Raw genomic sequence first — 14366 nt, forward strand, 5'->3', positions numbered from 1 at the left:
CGCTGATTCCGGCATGCTATATGTATATAATTCCCAACACACAATCACATCTATTCCGTTGAAAGCAGGTGTCATGACATTATTCCACTCCGCTCCCCAGTCTTTGTGCATCCTGCGCCTGTCGGCGATTGGTGATGTCTGCAACAGTATTGCCATGGCACAGGCTATTCAGCGGCAATGGCCTCAAACGCGCCTGACCTGGATCTGCGGCAAAGCAGAGGCACGGCTGCTGAAAGATTTGCCTGGCATCCGGGTGATCATCTTCGATAAAAAGCAGGGCTGGCAGGGTTACAAAGCCGTCTGGCAGGCACTCAAAGGAGAGCGTTTTGATGCGCTTTTGCATATGCAAACCGCCATTCGTGCCAGTATCGTCAGTCTCGGCATCAAAGCCAGATACAAACTGGGATTTGATGCCGCCCGCAGCAGTGATCTTCAGCAGCTGTTCACTAATGTGAAAGTCCCGTCACCGGATTCACCGCATGTGCTGGATGGCTTCATGCAGTTCGCCGCCACTCTGGGCGTCAGCGATCTGACGCCTAAGTGGAATATTCCGTTATCTGAAGACGACCACCGCTGGGCCGATCAGCAAATCCATCAGGACGCAACATTCGTCATCACACCCGCGGCCAGTAAAGGCTATAAAAACTGGACGCCGGAAGGGTATGCCGAGTTAGCCCGCCATGCCCACCAGCAGGGCTATGAGATCATTCTGGCCGGCAGCCCGGCAAAAATTGAAATTGATTTGGGCAATGCTATTGAAGAAAAGCTGAATTTCCCGATCACCAACCTGATTGGCCAGAGCAGCCTGAAACAACTGCTGGCCCTGTTGCAAAAAGCGGCGCTGGTGTGCGCGCCGGACACCGGCCCGGCCCACATGGCGGTGGCTGTCGGTACCCCTGTGCTGGGATTGTATGCCCACCATAACCCCAAACGTACCGGCCCCTACCTGTCGCGGCAGTATGTAGTGAGCGTATACGATGAATGCATTGCGGCCGAAACGGGCAAGGCACCTGAACAGCTGCCCTGGCGCAGCCGGGTTAAAGATAACGAGGCGATGAAACGCATCACGGCAGAGCGCGTCACTGCCATGTTCGACAAAATCACCTCTGAACTGTGATCGTATGCATTTCAAACAAAATGAAAGCGATAGATTGATCCCTGAATCAGGGCCGGGGTTTTACATTCACCACCCCGGTCGGCATAATCGTTGGCATATCACTGCATTGACAGTCACTACTCATCTATCTGAAAACTGGACACCTAATGGCGCCTAACACCTCCAACACCACTTTGGGTGTGCTGATGATCATCAAGAACGAAGCCAAGCATCTGGCTGCCTGTCTGGAGACGGTGAAAGACTGGGTCGACGAGATCGTGATTATTGACTCCGGCAGTACCGATGATTCAGAAAACATTGCCCGTCGTTACACAGATAAATTCTTCCGCTATGACGACTGGCCCGGCTTTGGCCCGCAACGCCAGCGCGCCCAGCAGCATGCAACCACAGATTGGGTGCTGGTGCTGGATGCCGATGAAAGGGTCACTCCTGAGCTGAAAGCGGCCATACAGTCTGCAGTCAGCGGCAACCCGAGCGGGGTTGCCTTTAAGATAAACCGGCTGAGCGACGCCTTTGGCAAAACCATCCACCATTCTGGCTGGTCGCCGGATTGGGTGATCCGCCTGTACCGCCGCGACGAAACCCGCTACAACGATGCCCTGGTGCATGAAAAAGTGCTGACGGATGGCCTGACTGTCCGCCCGCTAGAAGGCCGGTTACTGCATTTTACCTATGACAATCTGCACCATTACATAGGCAAAACCACCCAATACCTCAAAGCCTGGACGGATGAACGCGAAGGCCGGAAAAAAGCCGGACTGGGCACCGCTCTGCTGCATGCCCTTGCCAGTTTTCTGAAAATGTACATTCTTAAGCTCGGTTTTCTCGATGGTCGCCATGGTTTTATTCTGGCGTGGCTCAGCATGCACTCGACCTTCGTCAAATATATTGATCTCTGGCTACGGGATTATCAAAAAGAGAGAAATCAATGAAAGTCGCTCTCATTATTACGACTTACAACTGGAAAGAAGCACTACAGGCCGTATTGGACAGCGTGAAGCGCCAATCTGAGTTACCTGATGAAGTGATCATCGCTGATGATGGCTCCCGAGCAGATACTGCTGAACTGGTTCAATCCTACCAAGCGCAGTTCCCCTGCCCCCTGATACATTCCTGGCAACCCGATGACGGTTTCCAGCTCGCCATGAGCCGTAACCGTGCCATGGCAAAATCGCAGGCGGACTATATCATTATGATTGATGGCGACATTGTCATGTCTCCGGATTTTATTCGCTCTCATAAGCAGGCAGCAAAAGCCGGTTATTTCGTTCAGGGTGGCCGCGTGCTGGCTAACGATGACATCAGCCAGCAGATCATGCATCAGCATGTGGTACCCAACCTGTTTTCTCCCGGCATTAAAAACCGCCACAACTGCATCAGCAGTACCTGGCTCAGCAAATTGTGCTCGTACGAACGCAATAACGATGCCTCAACGCGTGGCTGTAACATGGCATTCTGGCGAGCCGATCTGATCGAGGTCAACGGCTTTAACGAAGACTTTGTCGGCTGGGGCCGTGAAGACAGTGAGTTTGTTCACCGCATGCTCAATAGCGGTAAAAAAAGGCTGTATCTCAAGTTTGCCGGCGTAGGCTACCACCTCTACCATGATGAAAGTTCAAGAGCATCGTTAGCCAAGAACGATGAGATACTGGAAAATACCGTCCGTCAGAAACTGACACGTTGCGAAAACGGCATTGATAAATTTCTGGATGAAAAATCATGACAACCCGAGTCATTTACCCCGGCACTTTTGACCCTATCACCAACGGCCATCAGGATCTGATTGAGCGCGCAGCCGCCATGTTCGATCAGGTAGTCGTCGGTATCGCTTTCAGCCCGAGCAAAAAGCCGTTGTTTGACCTGCAGGAGCGGGTGAATCTCGCCAAAGCCATCACCAGTCATCTCAGTAATGTTGAAGTGGTAGGGTTTTCTGGTCTGTTGGTCGATTTTGCCCGTGAGCAGCAAGCAACGATTCTGGTTCGTGGCCTGCGCGCGGTATCAGACTTTGAATATGAGTTTCAGCTGGCGAACATGAACCGCCGCCTGATGCCGGAGCTGGAAACGGTTTTCCTGACACCGGCCGAGGAAAATTCCTTTATCTCCTCCACCATAGTCAAAGAAGTGGCGCTGCACAAAGGGCAGGTAGATCAGTTCGTTCACCCGACTGTGGCACAGGCACTGAAAGACAAACTGACCAAGTAACACTCAAATCCGGCGGCTCGCCACTCAGCGTGCCGCTATATTTGCCTTCGCTGGTTGCCCGTAATACCCCAGATACCAGCCCACAAATTGCTGCACCCCCTGCTCAATACCCACCTGTGGCCTGAATCCTGTAGCCTCAAATAAATCGTCGGTGTCGGCAAAGGTGGCGTATACGTCGCCCGGCTGCATCGGCAGGAAGTCTTTGCTGGCCTCTCTGCCCAGTGCCTTTTCCAGCGCGACAATAAAGTCCATCAGCTTAACCGGCTGACCATGGCCGATATTGTACACACGGTACGGCGCTGAACTGCTGGCTGCAGAGCCCTCTTCGGTGCTCCAGTCGGGCTGAGGGGCAGGAACAATATCCTGAATTCTGACCACGCCTTCGACAATATCATCAATGTAGGTGAAATCGCGCCGCATATCGCCGTGGTTATATACCTCGATAGGCTGACCGGCCATGATCGCCTCGGCAAAACGAAATAATGCCATGTCGGGTCTGCCCCACGGCCCGTACACAGTAAAAAAGCGCAAGCCCGTGGTAGGCAGGCCATAGAGGTGGGAATAAGTATGCGCCATCAGTTCATTGGCTTTTTTGGTGGCGGCGTACAGGGATACCGGGTGGTCGACACTGTCAGTGGTCGAGAAAGGCTGCTTGCGATTGAGACCATACACAGAGCTGGAAGACGCGTACACCAGATGCTCAACCTGATGGCGGCGGCAGCCTTCCAGAATGGTCAGATGGCCAGTCAGATTACTGTCGGCATAGGTCATGGGGTTATCCAGCGAATAGCGAACCCCGGCCTGCGCGGCCAGGTGGATCACTCTCTCAAATCTGTGGGTGAGAAACAGACGGGCAATGGCTTCCCTGTCTGCGATATCGCAATCCAGCACCAAGAGCGCCGGATGGGCAATATGCCTGACTCTGGCCTGTTTCAGCTTCACATCGTAGTAGCTGTTGAAATTATCAATGCCCACCACTTGATGGCCCATATGGCACAAACGCTGAGCCACTGCACTGCCAATGAAACCGGCCACTCCTGTTACCAAAAAGCGCATCCACACCCCCGAAGAAGGCGTATTGCAGCCCTCCTGCTCTTCCCTAAAGACAGATATGAGGGCCTATCTCTCTGACAAACTTATTATCGTTGGCACTCACTACAATAGACTGTAGCACGCTGACCGATTTTGACCTCATTCAGGATATGTCCGCAGTTCGGACAGGGTTTCCCCGCTTTTCCGTACACTTGCAGCTCTTGGGCAAAATAGCCCGGCTTACCGTCACTTTGCTTGAAATCTTTCAGTGTCGTGCCGCCCTGAGCAATCGCCTTACTCAGCACCCGCTTGATTTCATCCACCAGCCCAGCCAGCCGTTCAGCCGTAAGCTGCCCTGCCGGAGTCTGCGGATGGATGCGCGCCGCAAACAGGGATTCATTGGCATAAATGTTCCCGACCCCGACAACCACCTGGTTATCCATGATGAACTGTTTAATCACAGTGCGCTTACCTTGAGCTTTTTTCGCCAGATAGCCGGCATCAAAGCCCTCAGCCAAAGGCTCCGGCCCGAGCTTACTCAGCACAGGATGTTCGCTGTCACGTTCCTGCCACAGCCATGCACCGAACCGGCGGGGGTCGTTATAGCGCAGCACTTCACCGCTGGCGAGCAGCACATCAACATGATCGTGTTTCACCGGGGGCACTTCGGCGGGCAAGATGCGCAAGCTGCCTGACATCCCAAGATGGATAATGGCAAACCCGGCATCGGTTTCGAGTAGCAAATATTTGGCTCTGCGCGTCACACCACGAATGGTCTGCCCCTGCAATAGCTGTAATTCCGCGGGGACGGGCCAACGCAGGCTGGCATTGCGAACCGTCACACTGATGACGGTCTGACCCACCACATGAGGCGTGATCCCCATGCGGCTGACTTCAACTTCAGGTAATTCAGGCATCTTCTCTCTGATTAATCTTTGCTGTGTTCAGTGCAGGATATCAGATTTCAGGGAACAGGTAGCTGGCCTCGACAGTAATCGCCAGCCATTCTCCCTGCCAGTTTTGCAATAGCCAGAACTGGGGAAGCTGATACACAGTCAGGCGGTAAGGTTCTTCATGATTGTCCAGCCACACTTCCACGCTACGTGGCGATGCCAGCTTATCATTGAGCTGGGCGAAGGTTTCTGAGTCGATTTTAGTACCGGCGACATCCTGCCAGTTTGCCACTATGGCCGACGGATCGCCGGCTATGACGGGCTCGGACTGCCAGTCTTGCTGATGGCGGCTGAAAATAATATTGGGCAGCACCAGCTTTTCAATGCTGCTGTCAGCAGGAAGTAAGCGCACTAGTCCGGCGGACGCTTGCTCGGCCGGGGTGGCCTGCATCATCCGCTGCTGAATCAATTCCGGCAGCTGAATCATAGCTAAAAACAGCAGAACCCCAATGATGATGATGTTGTTCCATCCCTTGCGCGACAGTTTCATCGTCTCTCCAGCACTAAGTATGAGTCAGTGATCATAATCCGCTTCCTGACCGACAGCCATAAAAAAACCCAGCCTTGGCTGGGTTTTTATCAAAAAGCAGAATAAACCAATTACTTGATTTTTGCTTCTTTGTACAAAACGTGCTGGCGAACAACTGGATCAAATTTCTTGATCTCAAATTTGCCTGGCATGTTACGTTTGTTTTTGTCGGTAGTGTAGAAGTGTCCAGTGCCGGCAGATGATACCAGACGGATCTTCTCACGAATGCCTTTAGCCATTCTTCAAATCCTCTTAAACGTTCTCGCCGCGAGCACGCATTTCAGACAGAACGGTATCAATACCTTTCTTGTCAATGATACGCATGCCTTTCGCAGAAAGACGTAGTTTAACGAAGCGTTTTTCGCTTTCTACCCAGAAACGATGAGTTTGCAGGTTCGGCAGAAAACGACGCTTGGTGGCATTACGTGCGTGTGAACGGTTGTTACCCGTTACAGGACGTTTACCAGTTACTTGGCATACTCGGGACATTACTGTCTTCTCCAAATCGTTTCAGCTCGATATCAACCGCGATTAACCGAACGCAAAAAGCATTCCACCTAACCGAAGCTATCAAAGGTCGCGCATTATACTAAGTCAAAACCAGTTGCTCAAGTCCCGAGCAGATCCTTTCTCGTCTTTTTGATCAATTTCGGCCTAGTTTGACATCAAGCTGCACAATAATCAGCTTGATAGTTACAGCCATCCTCTTTCAGCAAAAGAAACCACTTCCCCGTCTCCGACGACAAAATGATCGAGGATCCGAATATCTACCAAGGCCAGCGCATCGCTGATCCTTTGAGTAATTCGCCGATCGGCCTGACTTGGCTCCGCCACGCCTGAGGGGTGATTATGCGCTAAAATCAACGCCGCTGCATTAAGTTCCAGTGATCTTTTTACCACTTCTCTCGGATAAACACTGGCGGCATCAATCGTTCCTTCGAACATTACCTCACCGCTAATCACCCTGTGCTGGTTATCCAGAAACAACACATAAAATGCCTCACGGTGGCGATCACGCAGCATCTGGCTTAAATATTGCCGCGTGTATTCCGGGCTGCTGAGGGCATCCCCTTTTGCCAGTTTCTCTGATAAATAACGCAGGCTCATCTCCAGCACCGCCTGTAACTGGACATATTTAGCCGGTCCCAACCCTTTGTGCTGGCAAAAGGTTTTGCAATCAGCCGCCAGTAACGCACGCAGAGAACCGAACTCTTCCAGCAGCTGGCCGGCCAGCTCAATCACATTCATGCCCGGCAGGCCAGTGCGTAAAAAGATCGCCAGCAGCTCCGCATCCGACAGCGCATTGGCCCCGCGCTGCAGCAATTTTTCCCTGGGACGCGATTCCGCAGGCAAATGTTTCAATACCATGGCGCTTCAACCCTTTCACTGTGTCTGCGCCAAAGAAACGCATATATTGCTCCCGAGACAAAGCCCGATACTTGAAAATGCGGCGGCTGGCGCAGCTCTGGTGTCGTGTTACAACGCTCCGGCCTTGCCGTGTCGAGCGATAACCCGGTCTCTGCCCTCCATCACAGCCTGACGGCATTTTTCTCACGACTAAAGCGATGAAACCTCATCGCTTTGGTGATATCTTGTTGCCAGTTTTTTCACGACACAGGCAAGCGAATGAAAACTCTGGCAGGAAAGAAAATACTTCTGGGGATCAGCGGCGGCATCGCAGCATACAAGTGTGCGGAGCTGACACGGCGTCTGATTGAACGAGGCGCAGAGGTTCGCGTCGTCATGACCCCGGCCGCCAAGGAATTCATTACCCCGCTTACCATGCAGGCCGTTTCTGGTCACCCGGTGGCCGACAGCCTGCTCGACCCCGCCGCCGAAGCCTCCATGGGCCATATTGAGCTGGCGAAATGGGCCGATCTGGTTCTGCTGGCTCCCGCTTCTGCCGATCTGATCGCCCGCCTTCGCGCTGGCATGGGTAACGATCTGCTGACAACCTTATGTCTGGCCACCAGCGCGCCGATTGCTGTGGCACCGGCCATGAACCAGCAAATGTATCGCCAGCCTGCCACCCAGGAAAATTTGGCCGTACTGGCGAGCCGGGGACATCAGATCTGGGGCCCTGCCAGCGGCGAGCAGGCTTGTGGCGATATCGGCCCGGGCCGGATGCTGGAGCCTATGGCGCTGATTGCGGAGATGGAAAACGCCTTCCAGCCGCAGGATCTGGCCGGTGTCCGCATCGCCATTACGGCCGGCCCGACCCGGGAAGCGCTGGATCCGGTGCGTTATCTCACCAACCACAGCTCAGGCAAAATGGGCTTTGCCATTGCACAAGCCGCGGCACAACGCGGTGCAAGCGTCACGCTGATCAGTGGCCCGGTCAACCTTGCTACCCCGGCCGGCGTTAACCGTATCGACGTAGAAAGTGCTGTAGACATGCACCAGGCCGCCACTGAGCAGGCAAAGGCGCATGATATTTTTATTGGCTGCGCGGCGGTGGCCGATTTCCGCCCGGCGGAAATAGCGTCACAAAAAATGAAAAAGCAGCAAGGACAGGACGATCTGGCACTGAAACTGGTGAAAAATCCGGATATTATCGCCAGCGTCGCTGCCCTGACTGAACAACGTCCGTTTACTGTAGGCTTTGCCGCCGAAACGCAAGACGTCGCGCGCTATGCGCAGGACAAGCTGCAGCGTAAAAACCTCGACCTGATTTGTGCCAATGATGTCGCGCAGCAGGGACAAGGATTTAACAGTGATACCAATGCCCTCCACCTGTATTGGAAGAACGGTGACAAGGCACTGCCCCTGACAGACAAAACATCACTGGGGCGACAATTAATTACTGAGATCATCGACCGCTACAAAGCACAAGACTAAGCCTATTTCGTTGAACTCTCAGCGAAACAGGCAAAATACTCAGCGGTTCATTCATTTTTGGCAGCCAGCTCTCAAGCTTACACTCTGGCTGTCGATACAGATAACACTGCCTGATCCAGACACTTTCCATGCCCTGTGCGCATGGCTAAGATAGTCAGGCTTTTTCTGTCCGGACACAGTCTTATATCGAAAAGGAACGGTTATTCATGGCTGGCAATAAAAAAAACAACCGCCGCGAAGAAATCTTACAAGCGCTGGCTGAAATGCTGGAATCCAACCAGGGGAGTCAGCGCATTACTACCGCTAAACTGGCTGCCCAGGTGGGCGTTTCCGAAGCGGCACTGTATCGCCACTTTCCCAGCAAAGCCCGTATGTTTGAAGGCTTGATCGAATTTATTGAAGACTCGATCACTACACGTATTAACCGTATCCTGGATGACGAAAAAGACACCATGACCCGCCTGCGTATGGTGCTGCAGTTATTGCTGGTCTTTGCCGAGCGCAATCCCGGGCTCACCCGCATCATGACAGGCCATGCCCTGATGTTTGAGCAAGACAGGTTACAGTCGCGTATCAACCAGCTGTTCGAGCGCATTGAAACCCAGCTGCGTCAGATCCTGCGTGAGCGCAAACTGCGCGAAGGCCGTGGTTTCCCGATTGATGAAAACCTGTTATCCGCCCAGCTGCTGGGCCAGGTAGAAGGCAGTTATAACCGCTTTGTGCGCTCCAGCTTCCGTCACAAGCCGAATGACAATTTCGATGCTTACTGGGAACTGCTGACCGGTCAACTGAGCTAACCTTTTCATTTCACCCCTCTCTTGTATCGGGCTCAGCACACAGCTGCATTAAGAACACAGAAAAAAGGGTTGGCACATTGCCAACCCTTTTTCATTGCACGCTCTGCCCTGCAACAAGCAGAATCAGATACCGTACTGAGCGCGATACGCTTTCACCGCTTCCAGGTGCGCGTCCATGCCATCCTGCTCTTCCAGATAGCTCACCACATCGCCCAGCGAGACAATAGAGATCACTGCACAACCGAAGTCACGCTCCACTTCCTGAATCGCAGAGAGTTCGCCTTTGCCTTTTTCCTGACGGTCAATCGCCACCAGCACACCGGCCAGATCTGCTCCATTGGCCTGGATGATTTCCATCGACTCGCGGATTGCCGTGCCAGCCGTAATCACATCATCAACCAGCATAATGCGGCCTTCCAGCGGGCTGCCCACCAGATTGCCGCCTTCACCGTGGTTTTTGGCTTCTTTACGGTTAAAGCAGTAAGGCGTGTCCACATCATGGTGATCGGCCAGTGCGACCGCAGTCGTGGTGGCGATCGGAATGCCTTTGTAAGCAGGACCAAACAGTACATCAAATTCAATACCGGAATCTGCCAGTGCCGCGGCATAAAAGCGGCCCAGACGCGCCAGATCGCGACCGGTATTAAACAGGCCGGCATTAAAGAAATACGGGCTCTGACGGCCAGACTTCAGGGTGAACTCACCAAACTTCAATACGCCTTTTTCCAAAGCAAATTCGATGAACTGACGCTGATATGCTTTCATTGTTTCTCCTCGAGCGATTGGTCGCATGCTTCAGCCAGACACGGGCGCTGGCCGGTCAATCCCCCACAGCCTTCGCTTGCTGCAGGCAAAAAAAAGCGGCTCCGACAGGAACCGCTCCAAAAACATTAACTTTCCAGCGACGCCTGCTGGATAGTGATGATCTCGGCAATGCCGTCTTTGGCTAACGACAGCATCTCCATTAATTCTTCAGTACTGAAGGCATCCCCTTCAGCCGTCCCCTGAATCTCAATAATCTTGCCGTCACTGTTCATGATGACATTCATATCGGTCTCGGCATTCGAATCTTCCGCGTAATCCAGATCGCACACTGGCGTACCCTGGTAGATGCCCACAGACACGGCAGCGATAGTGGTTTTCAGCGGGTTCTTCTTCAGCTGGCCTTTTTCCATCATCAGATTGAGCGCATCTGTCAGTGCCACCATGGCACCTGTGATAGACGCGGTGCGCGTGCCGCCGTCGGCCTGAATCACATCACAGTCGACCGTGATCATCTGCTCACCCAGCACTTCCAGATCCACCGCCGCGCGCAGGCTGCGGGCAATAAGACGCTGAATTTCCAGTGTCCGGCCGCCCTGCTTACCGTTAGCCGCCTCGCGACGGTTACGGGAATGGGTCGCGCGTGGCAGCATGCCGTATTCCGCCGTCACCCAGCCCTGGCCTTTGCCTTTCAGCCAGCGCGGCACGTTTTCTTCAACACTGGCAGTACATATGACCTTGGTATCGCCAAACTCAACCAATACCGACCCTTCGGCATGGGCGGTGAAATGACGGGTGATAGTAATAGGACGAACTTGACTGGCACTTCTTCCACTTGGACGCATCGGGTTTCACCTTGGCTGATATTGAGTGCTGAAAACAAAGCCGCTATGCGGCCGGCAGACATTAACCGGCGATTATAGCCAGATCTGCGTCGCAGTGCACGCCTGGCAGCAAGCTCCCACCGAGGATAGATTTCCATTATTCGTACCGGCGCGTATAATCAAGCCATCATTTCTTAAGGGCCGATAGCCAATGATTCACAGTATGACCGCCTATGCCCGTCGCGAAGTAAAAGGCGACTGGGGCAGCGCCGTTTGGGAAATCCGCTCGGTAAACCAACGATACCTGGAAACTTACCTGCGTCTGCCAGAACAGTTCCGCAGCCTGGAACCTGTCCTGCGCGAGCGCTTCCGCCAACGTCTGGCCCGGGGCAAAGTCGAGTGCAGCCTGCGCTTTGAAGCCAATCCGGCTTCCAGCAGCGAACTGCGTATCAACGAGCAGCTGGCCAAGCAGGTGATCAAGGCAGCAAGCTGGGTAAAAGAAGCCGCAGGTGAAGGCAATATCGGTCCGTTTCAGGTGCTGAACTGGCCCGGCGTGATGGAAACGCCTGAGCAGGACATGGACACCATCAACCAAGAGCTGCTGACGGCATTTGACGGCGCGGTGGACGACTTCCTGGCGGCACGCGCCAGCGAAGGCGCCAATATGAAAGATCTGATTGACCAGCGCCTGGCCGCTATCTCAGAAGAAGCCGGCAAGGTGCGCGCCCTGATGCCTGAAGTCATGCAATGGCAACGCGATCGCATTCTCAATCGCCTGGAAGAAGCCAAAGTTGAGCTGGATGCCAACCGCATCGAGCAGGAACTGATTATGCTGGCGCAAAAAAGCGATGTCGCCGAAGAGCTGGATCGCCTGGATTCCCACGTCAAAGAAACCCACAAAATCCTGAAAAAAGGCGGCGCCTGTGGCCGACGCCTGGACTTCATGATGCAGGAATTTAACCGCGAATCGAACACCCTGGCCTCCAAATCTATCAACACAGAGATCACCGCCTCAGCCGTTGAACTCAAAGTGCTGATTGAGCAGATGCGCGAGCAGATCCAGAATATAGAATAAGTTCTTCATCCATCCAAGCACGTCTCAGAAGCCCTGTATTCCCTTGTTAAGAGCATTGTAAATACAGGGCTTTTTTATTTTTCCCGTCCAAAAAGGTTTGCAGTTGTCCGTTGCCAGTTGCTGATTAAATGATAGGCAAAATTCCATTTAATGTCCCTTGCGGACGCCAGAGATTTTGCATCCTGTTTCATAAGAAATAAGAGACGGCATTGACCCGTGGCTTAAACATTAAACGCTACTTGCTTTACGGCTTGCTCTGCTCGGCTGATCCCCAATCGCTGCGCAACTTGTTGCCACTGCTTAACTGCGTTTAGCACTTCATCATAAATTTGCGTTGCCTCGATCTGCGAGAGCCTGAAAAAATCTTTCACGTCAAAAGCCAGTTGGTAGTTAAGCGCGTTGTCAGTGTCGGTAATATTCAGATGAAGCCCATGCTTGCCAACAATCGGGTTTAAGTCATAAGCCGGTGATAATTTCCAACCTTTATTGGTTAGCAGGAAACCGTGGTTTCTCAGGTGATCGTCGGTGTTAGACACAGCGATATTAAACACGATCCGTCGCCATAACTGCGCCAGATCGGCTTTAGTTTGTGCCCCCTGATTCGAGAGAAATTCGGCAATCTCCAGGTAACTGGCACCGTGCGAATGCTCACCATCATAGTACTGGAGCTGCGTCATTGCCGATGAAAAATGCAGACGTTTGTTTCCCTCTCGGTCAAAGCGCTTGGTTAAAAAGGTATGGTGCTGTGTCGAAAATTTTCGGATTTCACTCGGAAACATGTCAACACCCGCCGCTAAAGCCAGCTCATAACACACCATCTCCCATGCACCGACATCATAGGTGTCATTTAAATTGGGAAACTTAGCTATCCACAAGTGGTTAGACTCATCAGTAACACAGGCCTTTGGCCTTGCACCACCTAATGATGAACCAGGTGAAATCAACATTTTCAACCAGCGATAATATTCGTCACTGTCGATGTTGTCGTCTTTTTCAATTTGGATGGCGGCATGCTCTAACTCACGCAGCGATGCCATGGGAGGAGCTGCAAATTCAGCATTATTGTCTAAAAAATCACGGTCAAGAAAATCAGCTAAGCCGGATCGCTTAAAACGAATACCACCCATTCGGTAGGAGTCATGTACACCAAGCAAATAATCAAGTTCAGTAAGTCGACTACTCGACCTAATACCCTTTCGATATTCGATCGCTGCCCGGCGCTGCATCAAAATACGTCCCCAACGATCTGGGGATGAATCTAAAAAAGCACGGAAGTTTTTATCCGCTTCGTCATTGTATAATTCACCCGCATGCAGTGTCAGCATAGGATCAATTTGCAAACGATACGATGATTTTAGGAATGCCTTGTCATAAGCAAAGCTAAACACACCACCACGACTTGAGTCACTGTAAGCCAAATGGCCAATTAATAATGGCTGATCAATGGGGTGCCAATTCGCATAAACCTCTACCAATTCACGGCTCATTTTGAACCTTCCAGTAGTTTGATGTTTTGCAACTTAATGCCTAGTTCGTCATGGGCAGCCATTTCAGAAAAGTTATTCTCCATTCCCAGCACAGCCATAATTTTCAAGTAAGTACCTATAGCTACACCAGGATCGCCAGCAAATACCTTATTTACCGTTTTATGATCAAACCCCGTTCGCTCGCAGAGCATCTTCTTGGTTAACCCCCGACGCTTCATTGCTAGCAATAAATCCTCACCAAAATGCGTGAGAATTTTGCGCTGCTTAGGAAACAGTACATTGTGTAAATCTCGCTTTGCCATACCGCCACCTATAGGACCATATTCCTATTTTTGAAGAGATAATGGGAATATAGTCCCACTTTGATCATTTGACAAATCTAAACGCAGAACAGAGTAGGACTATATTCCCACCTTTAATTAAAAACTGGGAATATAGTCCTACTTTCATTGTGATTTATCACTAGCGACAAACTTTTAGCACTCAAGGTGCGGGATTAGAACGGAATGCCAGGGTTAGTCTTTCCGGTACTGCCCAATATAGTGAGCAGCTTGTAAAGCTTTACTGAAAAGATCGACAAACCCTAGCGTATTTGGTCATGTTTTGTAGACCTGCCTTGATTACACAAATGTATTGAAAACTGAACCCAACACCTTAATGCGCGAAAACGTATTAAATGCTCCAAAGCAGGGTCTATGCCCACCTCACTGTTAGCTTTCCAGCTATCAAATTTTTGTATTGAGGCAAGAG

General features: G+C 52.0%; 17 protein-coding genes. 7 read left to right on the plus strand and 10 right to left on the minus strand.

From position 1 onward, the window contains the following. The first annotated feature begins 73 nt into the window (after positions 1–73). From P0Y67_RS05505 to coaD, 4 genes are all read left to right on the plus strand, one after another. Positions 74–1117, plus strand: a complete 1044-nt coding sequence (locus P0Y67_RS05505) for a glycosyltransferase family 9 protein (RefSeq protein WP_342391060.1) — start codon at positions 74–76, stop codon at positions 1115–1117. 146 nt (positions 1118–1263) lie between these two features. Further along, on the plus strand, positions 1264–2049 hold the full coding sequence (locus P0Y67_RS05510) for a glycosyltransferase family 2 protein (protein WP_342391061.1): 786 nt from the start codon (positions 1264–1266) through the stop codon (positions 2047–2049). Continuing rightward, positions 2046–2840 (plus strand): glycosyltransferase family 2 protein, encoded by a 795-nt coding sequence (locus P0Y67_RS05515; protein WP_342391062.1) that lies wholly within the window; start codon positions 2046–2048, stop codon positions 2838–2840. The genes P0Y67_RS05510 and P0Y67_RS05515 overlap by 4 nt, the downstream gene beginning before the upstream one ends. Further along, on the plus strand, positions 2837–3319 hold the full coding sequence (gene coaD / locus P0Y67_RS05520; protein WP_342391063.1) for a pantetheine-phosphate adenylyltransferase: 483 nt from the start codon (positions 2837–2839) through the stop codon (positions 3317–3319). Before P0Y67_RS05515 ends, coaD begins: the two co-directional genes overlap by 4 nt. A gap of 24 nt (positions 3320–3343) precedes the next feature. Here the strand turns inward: coaD and P0Y67_RS05525 are convergent, their stop codons facing one another. The 6 genes from P0Y67_RS05525 to radC all read right to left on the minus strand — a co-directional run bounded on the left by P0Y67_RS05525 (position 3344) and on the right by radC (position 7201). Continuing rightward, positions 3344–4375 (minus strand): NAD-dependent epimerase, encoded by a 1032-nt coding sequence (locus P0Y67_RS05525; RefSeq protein ID WP_342391064.1) that lies wholly within the window; start codon positions 4373–4375, stop codon positions 3344–3346. An 83-nt stretch (positions 4376–4458) separates the two neighbouring features. Continuing rightward, on the minus strand, positions 4459–5268 hold the full coding sequence (mutM, locus tag P0Y67_RS05530; protein ID WP_342391065.1) for a bifunctional DNA-formamidopyrimidine glycosylase/DNA-(apurinic or apyrimidinic site) lyase: 810 nt from the start codon (positions 5266–5268) through the stop codon (positions 4459–4461). Between the two features lie 40 nt (positions 5269–5308). Next, the gene (locus tag P0Y67_RS05535; protein WP_342391066.1) at positions 5309–5794 is read right to left on the minus strand and encodes a hypothetical protein; all 486 of its coding nucleotides are present in this window, start codon (positions 5792–5794) and stop codon (positions 5309–5311) included. 110 nt (positions 5795–5904) lie between these two features. Beyond that, a complete protein-coding gene (gene rpmG / locus P0Y67_RS05540) occupies positions 5905–6072 on the minus strand; it encodes a 50S ribosomal protein L33 (RefSeq protein WP_005371942.1) in 168 nt (55 codons plus the stop codon). 13 nt (positions 6073–6085) lie between these two features. Then, positions 6086–6322 (minus strand): 50S ribosomal protein L28, encoded by a 237-nt coding sequence (gene rpmB / locus P0Y67_RS05545; protein WP_027250565.1) that lies wholly within the window; start codon positions 6320–6322, stop codon positions 6086–6088. A gap of 204 nt (positions 6323–6526) precedes the next feature. Further along, the gene (gene radC, locus P0Y67_RS05550) at positions 6527–7201 is read right to left on the minus strand and encodes a RadC family protein (RefSeq protein ID WP_342391067.1); all 675 of its coding nucleotides are present in this window, start codon (positions 7199–7201) and stop codon (positions 6527–6529) included. Positions 7202–7459: 258 nt separating this feature from the next. Between radC and coaBC the strand changes: the two genes are divergently transcribed. Next, entirely contained in the window at positions 7460–8671 is a 1212-nt protein-coding gene (gene coaBC, locus P0Y67_RS05555) for a bifunctional phosphopantothenoylcysteine decarboxylase/phosphopantothenate--cysteine ligase CoaBC (RefSeq protein ID WP_342391068.1), read from the plus strand. 206 nt (positions 8672–8877) lie between these two features. Further along, positions 8878–9468: a nucleoid occlusion factor SlmA gene (gene slmA / locus P0Y67_RS05560; protein ID WP_027250562.1), complete on the plus strand. Its 591-nt coding sequence runs from the start codon at positions 8878–8880 to the stop codon at positions 9466–9468. A 123-nt stretch (positions 9469–9591) separates the two neighbouring features. Here the strand turns inward: slmA and pyrE are convergent, their stop codons facing one another. After that, positions 9592–10233 (minus strand): orotate phosphoribosyltransferase, encoded by a 642-nt coding sequence (gene pyrE / locus P0Y67_RS05565; protein ID WP_192016001.1) that lies wholly within the window; start codon positions 10231–10233, stop codon positions 9592–9594. 125 nt (positions 10234–10358) lie between these two features. Continuing rightward, entirely contained in the window at positions 10359–11075 is a 717-nt protein-coding gene (rph, locus tag P0Y67_RS05570; RefSeq protein WP_342391069.1) for a ribonuclease PH, read from the minus strand. Between the two features lie 190 nt (positions 11076–11265). Between rph and P0Y67_RS05575 the strand changes: the two genes are divergently transcribed. Continuing rightward, positions 11266–12129: a YicC/YloC family endoribonuclease gene (locus P0Y67_RS05575; RefSeq protein ID WP_192016003.1), complete on the plus strand. Its 864-nt coding sequence runs from the start codon at positions 11266–11268 to the stop codon at positions 12127–12129. Between the two features lie 221 nt (positions 12130–12350). Here the strand turns inward: P0Y67_RS05575 and P0Y67_RS05580 are convergent, their stop codons facing one another. Next, positions 12351–13616 (minus strand): type II toxin-antitoxin system HipA family toxin, encoded by a 1266-nt coding sequence (locus P0Y67_RS05580; RefSeq protein WP_342391070.1) that lies wholly within the window; start codon positions 13614–13616, stop codon positions 12351–12353. Then, positions 13613–13918, minus strand: a complete 306-nt coding sequence (locus P0Y67_RS05585; protein WP_027250557.1) for a helix-turn-helix domain-containing protein — start codon at positions 13916–13918, stop codon at positions 13613–13615. Before P0Y67_RS05585 ends, P0Y67_RS05580 begins: the two co-directional genes overlap by 4 nt. Positions 13919–14366: the final 448 nt, after the last annotated feature.

It is taken from the genome of Photobacterium sp. SP02, from assembly GCF_038519165.1.
In the GTDB taxonomy this organism is placed as follows: domain Bacteria; phylum Pseudomonadota; class Gammaproteobacteria; order Enterobacterales; family Vibrionaceae; genus Photobacterium; species Photobacterium halotolerans.